Genomic DNA, 16,710 nt, shown 5'->3' on the forward strand with positions numbered 1-16,710 from the left:
AAGACGGCTCGCCTTCGGCATCGCGGGCGATTAGGCGCTTGCTGTTAGTGCTGGTAGGTCGGGGTGATGATTGCCCTTGCCAGGGTGTGGAAGGCCAGGTTGAAGCTGACCACCGCTGGGGAGGCGTCCTGGTCCACGTCCAGCTTGTCTACGTCTACTGCGTGCACCACGAAGTAGTAGCGGTGTGGGTGGTCGCCCTTGGGTGGGGCGGCGCCGCCGAAGGCTCGGGTGCTGTAGTCGGTGCGGACGTGGAAGGCGTCACCCGGAAGTGTGGCGTCTGAGGTGCCTGCGCCGGTGTCCAATTGTGTGGTGGTGGCCGGGAGGTTCACGGCCACCCAGTGCCAGAAGCCCGACGGGGTGGGGGCGTCCGGGTCGTAGCAGGTGACTACGAAGCTGCGGGTCTCTTCCGGGAAGCCTGACCAGGAGAGTTGGGGTGAGGTGTTGCCGCCCTCGAAGACCTGGGCGTCGTCCAGCTGTTCGCCGTCGCGCACGTCCGTCGAGGTGACGGTGAAGGTGCCGACCTGCGGGAGCAGCTGGTAGGGGTCGGGAGCGACTGGGCGCTCGAGGCTCATGGGAGTCCTCCTTTTGTGATCACTTCGACCCTATCCCCGTGCAACCATGACGGCCTGCGCGGCGTCTTTCGCGTGGAGGGGGATTTTTGATGTCGAGGTTGCGGCTTTTTGCTGCGTTTTTACTGGTTGCCGGAGTGGTGGCGTGTGCGGACGCGCCCGAATCCGGGGCCGGCGGGCCCGTGCTGACCACGTCTGTGCCGCCGGTGACGACCACTACGGCCGAGCGGCCCAAGCGGATGTTCGAGCCGCCCTATCCGTACGGGACCGTGCAGGCTCAGGCGCCTGCGATCGCTGACGGGATGGTGCCCGTCGTCACGCACATTCAAACTGACAAGCCGTACGTGTTCATCACGATCGACGACGGGGCCGTGCAGCATCCGAAGGCTCGTGAGCTGATGATCGAGGCCGGGGTGTGGCCGTCGGTCTTCCTGAACACGAAGTACGCCGAAGGGCACAAGGACTACTTCAAGCAGTTGCCCGTCACGGTGCACAGCCACACGACCAACCACCCGAACCTGCAGGGCAAGGGGTTGGAGTTCCAGAAGAACGAGATCTGCGGCAACGCGGACTTTCTCGCTGGGGATTATGGGAAGCGGCCCACGTTGTTCCGGCCGCCGTTCGGGAACTACGACGCGACTACTCGTCACGCGGCGGCCAGTTGCGGGTTCAAGGCGCTGGTCAACTGGACTGCGGCGGTCAACGACGGGCGCGTGCAGTTCCAGCAGGGGGACAAGCTCAACCGCGGCGACATCGTGCTCATGCACTTCCGGACGACGTTCGTCGAGGACTTCACGGCGTTTCTGAACCGGGCCAAGCAGGACGGGCTGACGCCGGTGCCGCTGGAGGACTTTCTGGGGTAGTGGGCAACCAGGAGGCCTGGTCGCGCGTGACCTGCGCGGGGGGACTTTCTGGTGAAGAGGGGGAGAGATGAAGCGAATCGCAGCAGCAGCGCTTGTCGCCGTGGGGATGGCGGTCGGTGTCGTGCCGGCCGCGTCGGCGGCTGAGGGGAACGAGCTGACGGCCATCCGGACCGGGCTGCACGCCGGGTTCGACCGGGTCGTGTTCGACTTCAACGGGCCACGGCCGAGCGTGACGGAGTACCGGGCGACCTCGCTGGAGCACTGTGCGTCCGGCAAGCCGATCACGGCCAAGGGCGACGAGTTCCTGGTCGTGAGCATGCGGTCCGCGAACGCGCACAACTATCCCGGGCCGCGTGCGTTCGACACGCCTGGGCTGGCGAAGGTCAAGAGCGTCACCAACACGTGCGACTTCGAGGGTCACCTGGACTTCGCGATCGGGTACGCGCCGAAGGGGCTGTCGTACAAGATCACGTTCCTGGACAACCCGACGCGGGTCGTGGTCGACATCAACAACAGCTGACTGGGGAGACGAGTGAAGAAGCGTCTTGGTGCGGTGCTGCTCGCGGTGGCCGCGGTGTTCACGTTCGTTCCGGTTGCGTCGGCGCAGGGGCATGCCGAGCTCACGAACATCCGTACCGGCAAGCACGACGGGTACGAGCGGGTCGTGCTCGACCTGAACGGGCTGCCGAGCAACTCGATGTCCCGGGAGGCGACCGAGGTCTCGAACTGCGCCTCGGGCAACCCGGTTCCGATGGCGGGCAACGAGGTCCTGGAGACGATGTTCTTCGGTGCCGCGTCGTACGACGAGAACTACAACCCGACGTACACCGGTCCGCGCAACTTCGTGCCGCAGGGGCTGACCAACGTTAAGGGCATCGCCTTCACGTGCGACTTCGAGGCGACGATGGGCATCGCGGTCAGCTACGACAACCCGAACTCGTGGCACAAGGTCTTCACGCTGACCAACCCCGACCGGGTCGTCATCGACATCTACTCGTACTGACGCAACTGTGGTCTGGGTCACACGTCTTCAGGGTGTGGGAAGAGCCCTGAGAGGGGGCCGAGATGAACAGACGACTTGTCGCGGTGCTAGTGGCGGTGGCGGCGGTGTTCACGATGGCGCCGATGGCGTCGGCGCAGAGCACGGCCACGCTGTCGGACATCAGGACCGGGCAGCACAACGGCTTCAGCCGGATGGTGCTGGACCTGTCCGGGTTGCCGACCGAGTACCGGGTCCGTGAGGTCACCGGCGTGTCGCACTGCGCGTCCGGGAACCCGATCACCGTTGCCGGGCCGGGGATCCAGGAGATCCTGGCCGTCACGTTGATCGGCGCGGCCGCGCACGACGACAACGGGAACCTGACGTACACCGGGTCGCGGAACTTCGCGACGCCTGGCCTGAGCAACATCCGCGGGGTCGCGCTCACCTGCGACTTCGAGGCCGTGCTGGGAGTTGCGGTTGGTTATGCCAACTCCGCGTCGTGGCATCGGGTGTTCACGTTGACGAGTCCGAACCGACTCGTCATCGATGTTGGCCTGTAGACACGAAAAGCCTCGTGGGGGCAGTAGTCGCCGCTACTGCCCCCACGAGGGGTCTGTTTCCGTTACGCCGCAACGGTCGTGGCGACGGTCTCCTTCGAGAGCGCGTGCTCCAGCACCTGCGCCACGTCCGAGACGAAGTGCACGGTCAGCTGCTCACGCACCGACTCCGGCACGTCCTCCAGGTCCGGCTCGTTGCGCTGAGGCAGCAGCACGGTCGTGATGCCCGCACGGTGAGCGGCCAGCAGCTTCTGCTTCACGCCACCGATCGGCAGCACCCGGCCGGTCAACGAGATCTCGCCCGTCATCGCCACGTCCGAGCGCACCGGGCGGCCGGACAGCAGTGACGCCAGCGCCGTCGTCATCGTGACGCCCGCGGACGGGCCGTCCTTCGGCACCGCACCCGCCGGGACGTGGATGTGCACTCCCCGGTCGGCCAGCGCCGCGGCCCTTTCGTCGTGCGAACGCAGGTAGGACAACGCGATCTGCGCGGACTCCTTCATCACGTCGCCCAGCTGGCCCGTCAGCGTGACGCCGGACGCGCCGGTGTCCTTCGGGGCCAGCGAGGCCTCGATGAACAGCACGTCACCACCGACACCCGTGACGGCCAGACCCGTTGCCACGCCCGGGACGGAGGTGCGCTCCGCTGATTCCGGCGTGTTCTTCGGGCTGCCGATGTAGGACTTGAGCGACGGCTGGTCGACCGTGATCGGGAACTCCGTCTCGCCCAGTGCCACCTTCGCGGTCGCCTTGCGCAGGATGCGCGCGAGGGCCCGTTCCAGTTGCCGCACACCGGCTTCCCGCGTGTACTCGCTCGCGAGCTGGTGCAGCGCGGGCTTCTCGAACGTGATGTCCTCAGGCGTGAGGCCGGCGCGTTCGATCTGGCGCGGCAGCAGGTGACCGCCGGCGATCGTGACCTTCTCGTCCTCGGTGTAGCCGTCGAGCTGCACGAGTTCCATGCGGTCGAGCAGCGGTGCCGGGATCGTGTCCAGCACGTTCGCGGTCGCGAGGAACACGACGTCCGAGAGGTCGAGCTCGACCTCCAGGTAGTGGTCGCGGAACGTGTGGTTCTGCGCCGGGTCCAGGACTTCGAGCAACGCCGCCGTCGGGTCGCCGCGGTAGTCGGAGCCGACCTTGTCGATCTCGTCGAGCAGCACGACCGGGTTCATCGAACCGGCCTCGCTGATCGCCCGGACGATCCGGCCCGGCAACGCGCCGACGTACGTGCGGCGGTGACCGCGGATCTCTGCCTCGTCCCGGACGCCACCGAGCGCCACGCGAACGAACTTGCGGCCCATCGCCCGTGCCACGGACTCGCCGAGCGACGTCTTGCCGACGCCAGGAGGGCCCGTCAGCGCGAGCACGGCGCCCGAACGACGTCCGCCCACGACGCCCATGCCGCGCTCGGCACGACGCTTGCGCACGGCCAGGTACTCCGTGATGCGCTGCTTCACGTCGTCGAGGCCCGCGTGGTCGGCGTCGAGGATCTCGCGTGCCGCCTTGATGTCGTAGGAGTCCTCGGTCCGCTCGTTCCACGGAATTTCGAGGACGGTGTCGAGCCACGTCCGGATCCAGCCCACCTCAGGTGACTGCTCGGAGGTGCGCTCCAGCTTGTCGACCTCGGCCAGCGCGGCCTTCGCCACCTTGTCCGGGAGGTCCGCCGCCTCGACGCGGGCGCGGTAGTCCTCCTGCTCGGTCGCGGGCTTGCCGTCGAGTTCGGCCAGTTCCTTGCGGATCGCGGCCATCTGCTGGCGCAGCAGGAACTCGCGCTGCTGCTTCTCGACGCCTTCCTTGACGTCCTTGGCGATCGTCTCGTTGACGTCGAGCTCGGTCAGGTGCGCCTGACCCCACTCCACCAGCTTCTCCAGCCGGGTGGTGACGTCGCTCGTCTCCAGCAGCCAGATCTTCTGCTGGTCGTCGAGGTAGGAGGCGTAGCCCGCAAGGTCGGCCAGCGCCGACGGGTCGCTGATCTGCTGCACCGAGTCGACCATCTGCCAAGCGCCACGCGTCTGCAGGATGTTCGTCACGAGCGCGCGGTACTGCTTCGCGAGCTCGCGGGTCCGGTCGGTGATCGGGGAGTCGTCCGCGATCGTCGCGTTGACCCACAGCGCCGCGCCTGGGCCCGTGGTGCCCGTGCCGATGCGCACGCGCTTGGTGCCGCGCACGACGGCAGCGCGTTCGCCACCGGGCAGACGGCCCACCTGTTCGATCTCGGCCAGTGTGCCTACTGCTGCGTACTTCCCGTCCAGCCGTGGAACGAGGAGCACTTGATGATTTGCCGCGGTCGTGGCGGCGTCTACGGCCGCACGGGCCTCAGCGCTCGCGTCCGCACCGGAGATGCGGATCGGCACCACCATGCCAGGCAGCACCACGACGTCGTCCAGCGGCAGTACCGGCAGGGCCAGAGTCTCGCCCATCTCGTCACCCTCCAAAGTTGAGTCTGTACCGCTCAACCATCTGGAGTGGGGTGGTGTTCCCCTGGCGTGTTCGCTGTCAGCGAGCAGCTGCCCGGAGGCGTCTGACCAGCGCGATCTCACCGGTCACGCGGGCGAGCGCGGTGCTCGTGGGGCACGCGGCCAGCACGCCCACGGGCTTGCGTCGCAGGTCGAGACGCTCGCCGCCGGGAAATTTCACCGAGCACCGGTTGGCCGCCGCGACGAACGGCAGGAGCAGCTCGCCTGCCTCGACCGTACGCCCGCTCAGCACGACGGGGCGGGGCGTCCGGCGGGCGGGAGCGAGGGGAGCCGGGGTGTCGAACCGCAGCAGCTCCTCGACGGCGTCCCGCGCGAGCGCCGGTTCGTTCCTGAGCAGCTCGGCCTGGGCCGGATGATCGTGCAGCGCGTGCATCGCGTTCGTGAGGAACGCCTGCGTCGTGGCCAGGGACGTGGCGGCGAACGCTTCCACGCCGTGCGCGAGCGTGAACGCCTTGGCCGCCGTGGCCGCGAGCGATTGCGCGAACGTGGCGTCGTCGGCGTCGAGCAACTCGATGGCGCACATGGTGACCACGGGCCGGACGACCTTCATGGCGTGCGTGATCACCCGTTTGGGTAACGGGTCCGGGTCGCCCGCGTCCAGGCCGAGCACTGTCAGTACGTCGTCGTAACGGGTGATGCACCAGCCACCGATATCGGCGTCGAAGTGCACCGGCGAGCGTTCCCTGAGATGGCGGAACCTCGCGTGGAGCTCAGCGGTGCTGGAGGGCATGTCCTCTCACACGTGACCGAAACCATCCCGGTTCGGATGTGTGGTGGTGGACACCCGTGCGGCGACGACGGAGGATGCGCACGTGATGGAAGAGCTGAAGTGGGTCCCGTCCACGGTCGACGTCACCCGCCCGAGCGTGGCGCGGATGTACGACTACTACCTGGGCGGCTCGCACAACTTCGAAGCCGACCGTGCCGCCGCCAAGCAGGTGGAGCAGATCTTCCCCGGCGTCGCCCAGAGCGCGCAGGCGAACCGCTCGTTCCTGCGCCGGGTCGTCCGCCACCTGTTGACGCAGGGCGTCGACCAGTTCCTCGACCTGGGCTCCGGCATCCCGACCGTGGGCAACGTCCACGAGATCGCCCAGCACGACAACCCGGACGCGCGCGTCGTCTACGTCGACTTCGAGCCGGTCGCCGTCTCGCACAGCAACGCCCTGCTCGCCGACAACCCCAACGCGAACGCGATCCTCGCCGACCTGCGCGCCACGTCCTCGGTGCTTGCCGGCGCCCGCGAGACGCTCGACTTCTCCCGCCCGGTCGGTGTGCTGGTCATCGCCGCGCTGCACTTCGTCGCGGACACCGACAGCCCGTACGAGGCCATCGCCCAGTACATGGCCGACCTGCCGTCGGGCTCGTACCTGGCCATCACCCACGCCACCTGGGACACGCTGTCCGAGGAGGAGCTCGCCGAGGCCCGTGAGGTCGCCAAGATCTACAGCAACTCGGACAACAAGCTCACCATGCGCACGCACGCCGAGGTGACGCGGTTCTTCGACGGCATGGAGATGCTGGAGCCGGGCGTCGTCGCGGTCAACGACTGGCGCCCGGACTCCTTCGACGAGGCCCACGTGGGCATCTACGGCGCTGTCGGCCGCAAGCCCTGAAGCAGCCTGTCCCTGATCTCGTTCGTCTCGCGGTCGGTGAGGGTGCGCTCCGGCGCCCTCATCGTCACGCGGATGAGCACGTTCTTCTGACCGCGCTTGGTGTCCAGCCTCTGCTGGACGTGCGGCGGCAGCTGTTCTGATGGCGTTTCGCTGAGGATCTCGATCTCCTCGACGACGTCCTCCGGCACGAGCGCGCGGATCCGGTCGCCCAGAGTTTCGGCGTCCTCCTCGTCGTTCGCGATGATCGAGATGTCCCTGATCGCGGCCGGGTGCCGGGAGATCGGCCGGTACTCGGTGAGGTCCAGCATCTGCGTGCTGATGCGCGGATCTGTGTTGCGCAGCAGGCGGATGTCCGGGATTCCCTTGCGCAGCATCAGGATCCGGTCCAGTCCGAGGCCCATCGCGAGGCCGTGCGGGTGGTGTTTGACGACGTGCCGCGCGGCCCTTCCGCATTCGGCTATTTCGACCCACTCGCCGTCGTGCTCGACGTCGATCTGCTTGCCGTGCGTGGTGTACGGGTGCTGGGCGTCGACCGTGCGATAACGCTTGCCCGGCAACAGGGTCGTGACGACCGTGTGGATGAGGTCGTCGAGCGGCTCCTCCGCGGTGCTGATCCGCCAGACGTCCAGCTGGTGCGGTGTGCCGGTGTGCAGGCGGTCGACCGTGTCGCGGCGGTAGACCAGGCCGGGGCAGAGCAACGTCACGTCCGGGGTCGCGTTCTTGAGCGCCGGCGGGATCATCGCCGTGGTGTGGCTGCGCAACATGCACGTCTCGCTGACGTACCTGGTGTAGCGGGCGTCCCGGGTGATCGCGTCTTTCGGGTAGCCGAGGTGTTCGTAGTTGTGCTCTACCGGGACGACCGGGTGGTGGCGGACTTCCCGCGGGTTGTCCAGCGCTTGCCTGAGGTCGGCGATGAGGAGTTGCATCGCGTGCGGGCCCTGCGCGGGATCGGTGAGATCGCGGACGTTCAGGGCGTGCACGAGTTCTTCGGTGCGGTACATGGGGTTTCCCGTTCTCCGGTCTGGGTTCCTGACTGCGGAGTCCCCCGACCGACGGGAAGGTCTTTCAGGCGCGCGCCACCCACGCAGGTCGGGGGCGGCTAAATCGACGCGTCATGGGTCCCAGGCTAGCGCGCCTACTCGGGTGGCGTCAGCCGCAAATCCGGATCCACCGGCGGCACCCCGTCGAACGGACCGTCGTCTTTGAGCCGCCCGACGTGGTCCAGCGCGACCTCGATCCCGTCCCGGAACGGATCACCGTCGGCAGGGGGAGTGCGGAACCAGTCGTGCAGTTCGGCCGGGATCTCGAACCGCCGCAGCAACTCCTCGTACAGAGCATCGCGGTCGGCTGCCTGCTCGCCGAGCTCCTGGTACTCGCGCAGCGCCATGCGCAGCCGGATCCAGCGGTAGCGGTCGGTGTTGCGCTGCTGCTGGAACCGTTCGCGCAGCATGTCGCCGGCCTGCTGCCCGCGCAACGCCAGCCGCTTGATCGTGGCGGGCGGCATGAACAGGTTCGAGCCGCCCTCGTCGTCGGACTGCCGCACGTGCGCGATGCGGCCGCGGTAGCCGGGGAGCGCGGACTGCATGGTGTCGCGCCAGTCCAGGAACGTGTCCAGGATGGACACCAGGAACCGCGGCACCGAGCCGATGGACGAGTAGGGGGTGCCGGAGGCCGAGGCGTCCTGCTCCGGCAGCCACACGTCGGTCCTGTCGCCGTTCGGATAGGGCTGGATGGTCAGGCCGAACGTGGGCCAGCGCGGCAGCAGCGCGTCGAAGAAGTGGATCGGGAAGTTGCTGGTGATGCCGCCGTCGGAGAACCAGTGCACGCGCCCGTCCCGGCACAGCGGCACGGCGGCGATCAGGCCGGGGAACGACAGCGACATCCGCACGGCGAGCACGACCGGCAACTGGTCGCGAGGAGGCAGTTCCCGCAGCGGCATGTACTCGTGCAGCGGGCACTTGGCGGCCGTCTCGAGCCCGTTGAGCTGCTCGACCACCCGGCTCGGCAACACGTAGCCGAGGCACTCCTCGCAGTACTGCCACTCTTCCTTGAACGGCAACCGGTACGGCCGCCCCTCGGACAGATCCGTGGTCATCAGCACGAGGTTGATGTCGCCGAGGTCCCCGAACGTCAACGCGTCGGACGTGCCCGCGAGGTCGTCCAGCCGGTCGGCGATCCAGTCGGCCAGCGGCGGCACGCCCGTCGACTTCGGTACGCCGGCCAACCGATCGAGCCACGACGGCGTGTAGTCGCCGGTGCCGGGCACGAGTCCGAAGTGGATGGACGTCGCGTTGGCCTTCAGGAACCGCTGCATCGCATACCCGTACGTGACGATCAACGCGCTGACGGCCGCGAGCGACAGCACCAGCCACACGAGCAGCACGATCGCCGCTGTCGCGTAATGCCGCGAGAACGCCAGCCCCAGAACGAGTGGCACGGCCGCGAACACCCAGGCGGGCCAAGGCAAACTCGACCGCAACGGCCACAACACCATCACCAGGCACGCCACCGCCAGCACGACGACCAGTGCCGCGATCCAGCCCGGATAAGCCGAGGGCGCGAGCCAAGCCGAGAACAGCACAGGCCCGCCCAGCCACAACAACGCCATCAGTGCCAGCACCGACTTCGCGCGCAACCCGACCGCACCCAGCAACGCGAAGAACAGGCACGAGATCGCGCTACGCCCAGTCGTCTCGCGCTTCTGCATGGACGCGATGACGATCCGATACAGCGCACGGGTCTTCTCGGCGGGCTGGAACAGCTGAGCCATCCGCCACCGCTCCGCGCCCGAACCTGAGGTGAACCAGTCGATCAGCCCAGCCAGCTTCTCGAACCCACCGGAGGCCCGCCCACGTTCGGCCGCCGCCGTGAACCCCGCGGCGATCGCACCGGCGGACGCGCCACCGATCTGCTTGAACTCGTAGTGGCGGGACAACGAGGCGACCGCGAGGGGGTACACGACACCGCTGGTCGTGCCGCCCCGCATGGTCAGGTCGCAGTAGCGGTCGTACTCCATGTGCCCATGATCGCGCGATCAGCGCAGTCCGTCGCGAAATTTCACTCGGACGCCATACGGCCGATCCCCACTCGTGACCACTGCTTGGATGTCGGCATGACCGCGTACGACGTCGCCCATCGCCTGCCCGCCATTCCGGAACTACGCGCGCTGTGCCGTGCGATGGCCGCGCTGGACGTCGTGCTCAGCCCCGACAGCGATGACCGGTACTACCACTACAGCACCACTTGGGCGCCTGGCGAGGAGTTGGCGTCGATGCGGGACGGCGCGGGCAACGAGTACGACATCGTGTTCACGGCTGCGGGAGCGTACGTGCGCGGCTTCGACCACGAGTCACCGATGAGTCCTTACGCCACCGATGACGACGAGCCGTGGCCCGGTGTTCTCGACACCGTGCCCGACGTGTTCCGGAAGTGCGTGGAGGAACCGGCGTTCTCCGATGAGTTCGACATGCCGTACCTCACCGTGTGCTTGTGGCGTGAGCACGGCGACACCGCCTGGCGGCACGGAGACATCGCGTTCCCCGATGGAGGTGACGACGGGGCCGACTGGCTGTTCGCCCTGCTGACCGACGGCACGCCCGAGGCGTTCCAGGACTGGGCGCAGGACTACTACGAGATGTTGGTCGACCTCGATGCGGTGCGGCACTTCTACGCTGGGCTCCCGCTGACCGCGGACGTCGTGACCGCGCTCAACCCCGCCACCACCCTGGCCGCCGTCACCGACCACGTCGCCGCGACCGGTTACCCGATCTGACGTTCAGTCCGACGCCGAGGAGTAGAACTGGGCCGGCTCCCGGAGCAGCCACTCCAGCCCCACTTCGAGCGATACCTGGTCCACCGGCCGGTTCGCGTCCATCACGAAGTCCTCGATCGATGACGACGTGAACAGAGTCTCGAGCTCGTCGGCGCGGTTCAGGTGCCACCTCAGTTCCGCCTCGTCGTGGTGCCGCGCGACGAGCCGCTCGTGGATCACGGACAGGTCCGCCTTCAGCCGGCAGACCGTGAGCGGCCCGCCGACGGCCTCGGCGTACCGCTCGCGATCGGCCTGGCTCTCGACGACACCCGCGAGCACGAGGCGACTCGCGCCGGCATTGGCGTAGTTGGGCGTCACCGCTCGGAGATTGCTCAGTTGCAGTTCGAAGTGGAACGGGTCGCCGGAGGGCGCGGGCCGGCACTGCGACAGCCAGTCGAGGTCCACGACGGCGACCGGCCTCCCGGACTTGGCCAGGTGTGCGCCGACTGCCTCGGCGATCGTCGTCTTGCCCACCCCGACCGGGCCGGTGATCAGCAACGTTCTCATTCGACCTCCGCGAGTTCGGCGGGCGTGCCGCCCATGATCACGCGGACGTGCTCGGTCACCTTCTCCACCGGCCAGTCCCACCACGCGATGCGTTCCAGCAGTTCGATCTCCGAGTCGCTGTAGCGCTTCTTGATCAACCCGGCCGGGTTCCCGCCCACGATCCCGTACGCCGGAACGTCCGACACCACCACGGAACCGGCGGCGATGATCGCGCCGTCGCCGATCCGCACGCCCGGCATGATCAGGGCGTTGTAGCCGATCCAGACGTCGTTGCCCACCACCGTGTCGCCGCGGCTCGGTGCGCCGAGAGCGATGTCGAGCGTCTTCTCGCCCCAGACGCCGCCGAAGATCGTGAACGGGAACGTCGACACGCCCGCCATGCTGTGGTTGGCGCCGGACATGATGAACCGCACGCCTTCTGCCAGAGCGCAGTAGCGGCCGATGACGAGCTTCTCGGCGCCGAAGTTGTAGAGGACGTTGCGCTGCTCGAACTCCGTGGCGTGGTGCGGGTCGTCGTAGTAGGTGTACTCGCCGATCTCGATCTGCGGGTTCTTGACCAACGGCTTGAGCAGCACCGTGCGGGCGTAGTCCGGCAACGGGTAGAGGTTGTCGGGCGAGGGGATGCTCACGGTGCTCCGATCGGTTCTTCGCTGAACTGAGTGCGGTACAGCTTGGCGTAGTGGCCTTCCAGGGCCAGCAACGCTTCATGCGTACCACGTTCGACGATCTGACCGGCATCGACGACGAGGATCTGGTCTGCCGCACGGATGGTCGACAGCCGGTGCGCGATCACCAGCGACGTCCGGCCTGCGAGCGCCTCGACCAGCGCCTCCTGCACGGCGGCCTCCGAGCGCGAGTCCAGGTGTGCGGTCGCCTCGTCCAGGATCACCACGCGGGGCTTGGCCAGCAGCAGCCGGGCGATGGTCAGCCGTTGCCGTTCGCCACCGGACAGGCGGTAGCCGCGTTCACCGACCACGGTGTCCAGCTGGTCCGGCAACGAGGCCACCAGGTCCGCCAGCCGGGCGCGGGTCAGCGCGTCCCAGATCTCCTCGTCGGTGGCCGACGGAGCCGCGAGGCGCAGGTTCGCGCCGATCGACTCGTGGAACAGGTGCCCGTCCTGCGTCACCATGCCGACGGTCTCGCGGATCGAGTCGAACGACAGGTCGCGAACGTCCACACCGGACAGCCGGACGGCGCCGGAGTCCGCGTCGTACAGGCGGGGCAGCAGCGACGCGATCGTCGACTTGCCCGCACCCGACGCGCCGACCAGTGCGATCAGCGAACCGGGCTCTGCGACGAACGACACGCCGCCCAGGATCACCTCGCCGCCGCGGGTGTCGAGCGACGCCACCTCCTCCAGCGAGGCGAGCGAGACCTTGTCCGCGGACGGGTAGGCGAACTGCACGTCCGCGAACTCGACGCGCACCGGACCATCGGGAACGACGACCGGCTCGGGCTTCTCCTTGATCAGCGGCGGCAGGTCCAGCACCTCGAAGACCCGCTCGAACGACACCAGCGCCGTCATCACGTCCACCCGTGCGCCGGCCAACGCCGTCAACGGCGCGTACAGACGAGTCAGCAGCAGCGCCAGCGTCACGATCGTGCCCGGCGCCATCTGCCCGGCGAACACGAAGTACCCGCCCAGCCCGTAGACCAGCGCCAACGCCAGCGAGGACACGAGCGTCAACGCCACGAGGAACAGCCACTGCGCCACCGCCGTCCGCACGCCGATGTCGCGCACGCGCCGTGCCCGCGACCCGAACTCGGCGCTCTCGATGGAAGGCCGGCCGAACAGCTTGATCAACGTCGCGCCCGGCGCGGAGAACCGCTCGGTCATCTGGGTCGTCATCATCGAGTCGAGGTTCGCGGCCTCGCGGTGCATCGACGCCAAACGCTTGCCCATCCGCCGAGCCGGCAGCAGGAAGATCGGCAGCAGCACCATCGCGAGCACCGTGACCTGCCACGACAGCGTCAGCATCACGATCAGGGTCAGAACCAGGGCGATCACGTTCGTGACGACACCGGAGATCGTCTCGGAGAACGCCCGCTGCGCCGCGATCACGTCGTTGTTCAGCCGCGACACCAGCGCACCGGTGCGCGTGCGGGTGAAGAACGCGATCGGCATCCGTTGCACGTGGTCGAAGACGGCCTGCCGCAGCCGCAGGATCAGGTCCTCGCCGATGCGCGACGACTGCCACCGCTCGGCCAGCGAGAACCCGGCCTCCAGCACCGCCACCCCGGCGATCGCTAGCGCGAGCCACACGACCAGATCGAAGTCGCGGCCGCCGATGATGGTGTCGACGACGCGTCCGGCCAGCACCGGCGAGGCCACCGCGAGCACCGCCGCGACCGAGGAGGTGGCCAGAAGTCCGTACACGGCACGCCGTTGCGGGTGGGCGAACCGGGCGACACGCTTCAACGTCGCCCGGCTCACGCGACGGCTTTTCTCGTCCTGCATCGCGCTTTCGAGCGCGTACCAGGCGTTGAAGTCGATGTTCATGACGACCAGTCTCGAACCTCGACCTACAACGAGGTCAAGCCGTTTTCAGGAACTCGTCGACCTCGGCAAGCGCCGCCGCACGCACTGGCTCAGGCGACAGGAACAGATCGTGCATGCCGGCCTTGATCTCCACGACCTTGACCGATGATCCGATCTTCGGACCCCACTTGCGCATGCCCTCGACGTCGAGCACGGCGTCCGCCTTCGAGACGTCCTCGCTCCACTCGCGAGCGTTCAACATGCTCTTGTCGGAGTGCAGCACCAGCACAGGGACCCGCACGTCGAGTCCGTTGTGGACCTTCTCCTGCGCCAGCAGCACCGCCCGGATCCACCCGGCCAGCACCGGGAAGCCGGCCAGGGGCTTCCACTTCAGGTCGAAGTCCCACTCGCCGTTGCGCGAGTTGTGGATCGCGGCCCCGTACGCCTCACCGAGGTTCGCGCGGATCTTCACCTTCGGCGCGATCCCGCCGATCAGCTTCACGACCTGCCGCATGAACGGCGGTTCGACGACGTCGAGCCACGGGCTGTTGAGCACCAACGCGTCGATCAGGTCGCTGGAGCGTCGTTCGTGCGCCCACAACGAACTGGTGAGGCCGCCGGTCGAGTGCCCCATCAGCACCACACGCGAATGCTCTTCACGAATGACGGCGATCGCGGCGTCGATCTCCTCGAAGTACACGGCCATGTCGGTCGTGTAGTTCGGCACCTCGCCATCACGCAGCGACCGGCCGTATCCGCGCAGGTCAACGGCGTAGAAGTCATAGCCCTGGGCCGTGTAGTGCGCGGCCACGTGCTCCTGGAAGAAGTAGTCCGCGAAACCGTGCACGTAGAGGATCGCCCCACGGTCATTGGCGACCGCACGGCGGCGGACCAAAGTCGCTGAGGCTCCGCCGCGCAACGGCAGAACTGTGGTGTCTTCGTCGCTGCTCACCGCGCAAGTTTGCAACGGTCCAGTCGTGATTCCGTGCACCCTTGTCCGGATCGTGTCTAACCTGGGGGAGTGACGGGGGATATTGAGCAATCATCGAGGGTGCGGTTCCCGGGCATCAGCCCACGCGCCTATGAGCATCCTGCCGACCGAGGCGCCCTCGCGGTGCTGAGGGCGGTGCCCGCCGTGGCACCGATCCTCAAGGCGGTCGCCGGAGCCTTCACCGAGCGGGGTGAGCGCCTGCTTCAGGTGGCGTCCTCCGTCCGAGTGGGCCCCAAGCAGTACCCGACGCTCGACCGCATCCGCAACGAGGTGGCGGCGACGTTCGACCTCGCGGAGGTGCCCGAGCTCTTCGTCGAGCGCAACGCGCAGGCGTACGGCTACACCTACGGCATCGACAAGCCGTTCATCGTGATCAGCACCGGTTCGGTCGATCTGCTCGACAACGAGTCGCTGCGCTTCCTGATCGGTCACGAGATGGGCCACGCGATGTCGGGCCACGCGCTCTACAACACGTTGCTGCGCAGGCTGGTCGACCTCACGACGTCGTTCGCGTGGGTGCCCGCGGGTGCGATCGCCATGCGGGCGGTCATCGCGGCGCTGCGCGAGTGGCAGCGCAAGACCGAGCTGTCCTGCGACCGGGCGGGCCTGCTGGCCTGCCAGGACCCGCAGGCCGCGCTGCGCACGCACCTCGCGCTCGCGGGCGACCTCGGTCAGCAGGTCGACATCGCGTCGTTCCTAGCCCAGGCCAAGGAGTACGAGGAGGTCGAGGACATTCGCGACAGCATCCTCAAGCTCCTGCACACCGAGACCCGCACGCACCCGCTGGTCGTGGTGCGGGCCGCCGAACTGCAGCGCTGGTCGGCGAGCGAGGAGTACCGCGAGATCCTCACGGGCACCTACGCGCGCCGTGAGGACGACAGGCCGACGACGAACCTCGGCGACGACATCAAGTCCGCCGCCCGGTCCTACAAGGACTCCATGAGCAACTCCGCCGACCCGCTGATCAAGACGATCAACGACATCGGTGAGTCGGTCATGGGCGCGGCAGGCAGGGTCTGGAGCAAGGTTGCTCCGAACGGCCCAGCGGAGTAGCTACCATCTGGAGTCATGAGACGACTCCTGGTGTTGGTTCTCTCCTCATTGCTCGCTTCAACGGGCACCGCCGCCGCCAACGAGCAGGTCGTTGGCGGTGAGCGGGCCTCCATCGAGGCCAACCCGTGGGCCGTCTACCTCGTCGACGACCGCGGCGGCCAGTTCTGCGGTGGCACGATCGTCGCGCCGGCGAAGGTGCTCACCGCGGCCCACTGCGCGCTCGGCCGCTCGCCGAGTGAGCTGAAGGTCGTCGCGGGCCGCGAGGACAAGCAGGACCGCACGGCCGGGGTGACGGCGATCGTCACGAAGATCTGGATCCACAAGCAGTACGTCTCCGCCGACGAGGGCGAGGACGTGGCCGTCCTGACGCTGAAGGAAGCGCTGCCGTACCGGCCGCTGCCGCTCGCCGAACTGTCCGATCGGGCGCTCTACCAGCCAGGAACGCAGTTGCGCGCGCTCGGCTGGGGACGCACGGCGGAGAACGGCAAGACGTCCCGCTTCCTCATGCAGGCCACCGTGCCGGTGCTGCCGGACGACTTCTGCGTCGACACCTACCCGCAGTTCGTGAAGGCGGACATGTTCTGCGCGGGTTACGAGGGCGGCAAGGTCGACACCTGCCAGGGCGACTCGGGCGGCCCGATCGTGGTGGACGGCAAACTCGTCGGCGTCACGTCGTGGGGCGAGGGCTGTGCGCGCAAGAACAAGCCCGGCGTGTACGTCCGGATCTCCCGCTACGCCAAGGATCTTCACTCGGTCGTGGATGCTTCGCCGCCTGGGGTTGTCGACCCGTAGGCCGCTGGGCTCTGCTGGT

At 67.8% G+C, this 16,710-nt stretch carries 17 protein-coding genes; 8 read left to right on the forward strand and 9 right to left on the reverse strand.

The window, feature by feature from the left end:
• Positions 1-44 precede the first annotated feature (44 nt).
• Positions 45-572 (reverse strand): YbhB/YbcL family Raf kinase inhibitor-like protein, encoded by a 528-nt coding sequence (locus OG205_RS40920; RefSeq protein ID WP_330273157.1) that lies wholly within the window; start codon positions 570-572, stop codon positions 45-47.
• Between the two features lie 203 nt (positions 573-775).
• Here OG205_RS40920 and OG205_RS40925 point away from each other — a divergent pair, with 203 nt between their 5' ends.
• The 4 genes from OG205_RS40925 (at position 776) to OG205_RS40940 (ending at position 2,974) form a co-directional block, all read left to right on the forward strand.
• Positions 776-1,432: a polysaccharide deacetylase family protein gene (locus OG205_RS40925; protein ID WP_330273158.1), complete on the forward strand. Its 657-nt coding sequence runs from the start codon at positions 776-778 to the stop codon at positions 1,430-1,432.
• Between the two features lie 67 nt (positions 1,433-1,499).
• Positions 1,500-1,952 carry an AMIN-like domain-containing (lipo)protein gene (locus OG205_RS40930; protein ID WP_330273159.1) on the forward strand — a complete coding sequence of 151 codons (453 nt, stop codon included), beginning with the start codon at positions 1,500-1,502 and terminating at the stop codon, positions 1,950-1,952.
• 12 nt (positions 1,953-1,964) lie between these two features.
• Positions 1,965-2,435 carry an AMIN-like domain-containing (lipo)protein gene (locus tag OG205_RS40935; protein WP_330273160.1) on the forward strand — a complete coding sequence of 157 codons (471 nt, stop codon included), beginning with the start codon at positions 1,965-1,967 and terminating at the stop codon, positions 2,433-2,435.
• 62 nt (positions 2,436-2,497) lie between these two features.
• Positions 2,498-2,974: an AMIN-like domain-containing (lipo)protein gene (locus OG205_RS40940; protein ID WP_330273161.1), complete on the forward strand. Its 477-nt coding sequence runs from the start codon at positions 2,498-2,500 to the stop codon at positions 2,972-2,974.
• Positions 2,975-3,036: 62 nt separating this feature from the next.
• Here the strand turns inward: OG205_RS40940 and lon are convergent, their stop codons facing one another.
• Together lon and OG205_RS40950 are read right to left on the reverse strand one after the other, a co-directional pair.
• Positions 3,037-5,388, reverse strand: a complete 2,352-nt coding sequence (lon, locus tag OG205_RS40945) for an endopeptidase La (protein ID WP_330273162.1) — start codon at positions 5,386-5,388, stop codon at positions 3,037-3,039.
• Between the two features lie 76 nt (positions 5,389-5,464).
• Complete coding sequence (locus OG205_RS40950) at positions 5,465-6,175, reverse strand: hypothetical protein (RefSeq protein ID WP_330273163.1); 711 nt, start codon at positions 6,173-6,175, stop codon at positions 5,465-5,467.
• Positions 6,176-6,260: 85 nt separating this feature from the next.
• Between OG205_RS40950 and OG205_RS40955 the strand changes: the two genes are divergently transcribed.
• Positions 6,261-7,058: an SAM-dependent methyltransferase gene (locus OG205_RS40955; RefSeq protein WP_330278337.1), complete on the forward strand. Its 798-nt coding sequence runs from the start codon at positions 6,261-6,263 to the stop codon at positions 7,056-7,058.
• Here OG205_RS40955 and srmL read toward each other — a convergent pair.
• Complete coding sequence (srmL, locus tag OG205_RS40960) at positions 7,031-8,059, reverse strand: PheS-related mystery ligase SrmL (RefSeq protein ID WP_330273164.1); 1,029 nt, start codon at positions 8,057-8,059, stop codon at positions 7,031-7,033. The genes OG205_RS40955 and srmL overlap by 28 nt on opposite strands.
• A 134-nt stretch (positions 8,060-8,193) precedes the next feature.
• A complete protein-coding gene (locus OG205_RS40965) occupies positions 8,194-10,074 on the reverse strand; it encodes a patatin (RefSeq protein ID WP_330273165.1) in 1,881 nt (626 codons plus the stop codon).
• A gap of 96 nt (positions 10,075-10,170) precedes the next feature.
• Between OG205_RS40965 and OG205_RS40970 the strand changes: the two genes are divergently transcribed.
• Positions 10,171-10,830, forward strand: a complete 660-nt coding sequence (locus tag OG205_RS40970) for a hypothetical protein (protein WP_330273166.1) — start codon at positions 10,171-10,173, stop codon at positions 10,828-10,830.
• 3 nt (positions 10,831-10,833) lie between these two features.
• Here the strand turns inward: OG205_RS40970 and OG205_RS40975 are convergent, their stop codons facing one another.
• From OG205_RS40975 to OG205_RS40990, 4 genes are read right to left on the reverse strand one after another with little or no spacing between them, the layout of a single operon-like run.
• A complete protein-coding gene (locus tag OG205_RS40975; protein WP_330273167.1) occupies positions 10,834-11,376 on the reverse strand; it encodes a hypothetical protein in 543 nt (180 codons plus the stop codon).
• On the reverse strand, positions 11,373-12,005 hold the full coding sequence (locus tag OG205_RS40980) for a CatB-related O-acetyltransferase (RefSeq protein ID WP_330273168.1): 633 nt from the start codon (positions 12,003-12,005) through the stop codon (positions 11,373-11,375). The genes OG205_RS40975 and OG205_RS40980 overlap by 4 nt, the downstream gene beginning before the upstream one ends.
• Positions 12,002-13,876: an ABC transporter ATP-binding protein gene (locus OG205_RS40985; RefSeq protein WP_330273169.1), complete on the reverse strand. Its 1,875-nt coding sequence runs from the start codon at positions 13,874-13,876 to the stop codon at positions 12,002-12,004. Before OG205_RS40985 ends, OG205_RS40980 begins: the two co-directional genes overlap by 4 nt.
• A gap of 34 nt (positions 13,877-13,910) precedes the next feature.
• Positions 13,911-14,807, reverse strand: a complete 897-nt coding sequence (locus tag OG205_RS40990; RefSeq protein WP_330273170.1) for an alpha/beta hydrolase — start codon at positions 14,805-14,807, stop codon at positions 13,911-13,913.
• Between the two features lie 69 nt (positions 14,808-14,876).
• On the opposite strand from OG205_RS40990, the gene OG205_RS40995 reads away from it, so the two are divergent.
• Positions 14,877-15,899 carry a M48 family metallopeptidase gene (locus OG205_RS40995; protein WP_319977491.1) on the forward strand — a complete coding sequence of 341 codons (1,023 nt, stop codon included), beginning with the start codon at positions 14,877-14,879 and terminating at the stop codon, positions 15,897-15,899.
• Positions 15,900-15,914: 15 nt separating this feature from the next.
• The gene (locus OG205_RS41000; protein WP_330273171.1) at positions 15,915-16,691 is read left to right on the forward strand and encodes a S1 family peptidase; all 777 of its coding nucleotides are present in this window, start codon (positions 15,915-15,917) and stop codon (positions 16,689-16,691) included.
• Positions 16,692-16,710 lie beyond the last annotated feature (19 nt).

The organism is Lentzea sp. NBC_00516, from assembly GCF_036346835.1.
GTDB classification, from domain to species: Bacteria; Actinomycetota; Actinomycetes; order Mycobacteriales; family Pseudonocardiaceae; genus Lentzea; species Lentzea sokolovensis.

Bases quoted from the DNA above. Each gene is read 5' to 3' on its own strand.
- OG205_RS40920 (WP_330273157.1), bottom strand. From the start codon at position 572: ATGAGCCTCGAGCGCCCAGTCGCTCCCGACCCCTACCAGCTGCTCCCG.
- OG205_RS40930 (WP_330273159.1), top strand. From the start codon at position 1,500: ATGAAGCGAATCGCAGCAGCAGCGCTTGTCGCCGTGGGGATGGCGGTC.
- OG205_RS40940 (WP_330273161.1), top strand. From the start codon at position 2,498: ATGAACAGACGACTTGTCGCGGTGCTAGTGGCGGTGGCGGCGGTGTTC.
- lon (WP_330273162.1), bottom strand. From the start codon at position 5,388: ATGGGCGAGACTCTGGCCCTGCCGGTACTGCCGCTGGACGACGTCGTG.
- OG205_RS40950 (WP_330273163.1), bottom strand. From the start codon at position 6,175: ATGCCCTCCAGCACCGCTGAGCTCCACGCGAGGTTCCGCCATCTCAGG.
- OG205_RS40955 (WP_330278337.1), top strand. From the start codon at position 6,261: ATGGAAGAGCTGAAGTGGGTCCCGTCCACGGTCGACGTCACCCGCCCG.
- srmL (WP_330273164.1), bottom strand. From the start codon at position 8,059: ATGTACCGCACCGAAGAACTCGTGCACGCCCTGAACGTCCGCGATCTC.
- OG205_RS40965 (WP_330273165.1), bottom strand. From the start codon at position 10,074: ATGGAGTACGACCGCTACTGCGACCTGACCATGCGGGGCGGCACGACC.
- OG205_RS40970 (WP_330273166.1), top strand. From the start codon at position 10,171: ATGACCGCGTACGACGTCGCCCATCGCCTGCCCGCCATTCCGGAACTA.
- OG205_RS40975 (WP_330273167.1), bottom strand. From the start codon at position 11,376: ATGAGAACGTTGCTGATCACCGGCCCGGTCGGGGTGGGCAAGACGACG.
- OG205_RS40985 (WP_330273169.1), bottom strand. From the start codon at position 13,876: ATGAACATCGACTTCAACGCCTGGTACGCGCTCGAAAGCGCGATGCAG.
- OG205_RS41000 (WP_330273171.1), top strand. From the start codon at position 15,915: ATGAGACGACTCCTGGTGTTGGTTCTCTCCTCATTGCTCGCTTCAACG.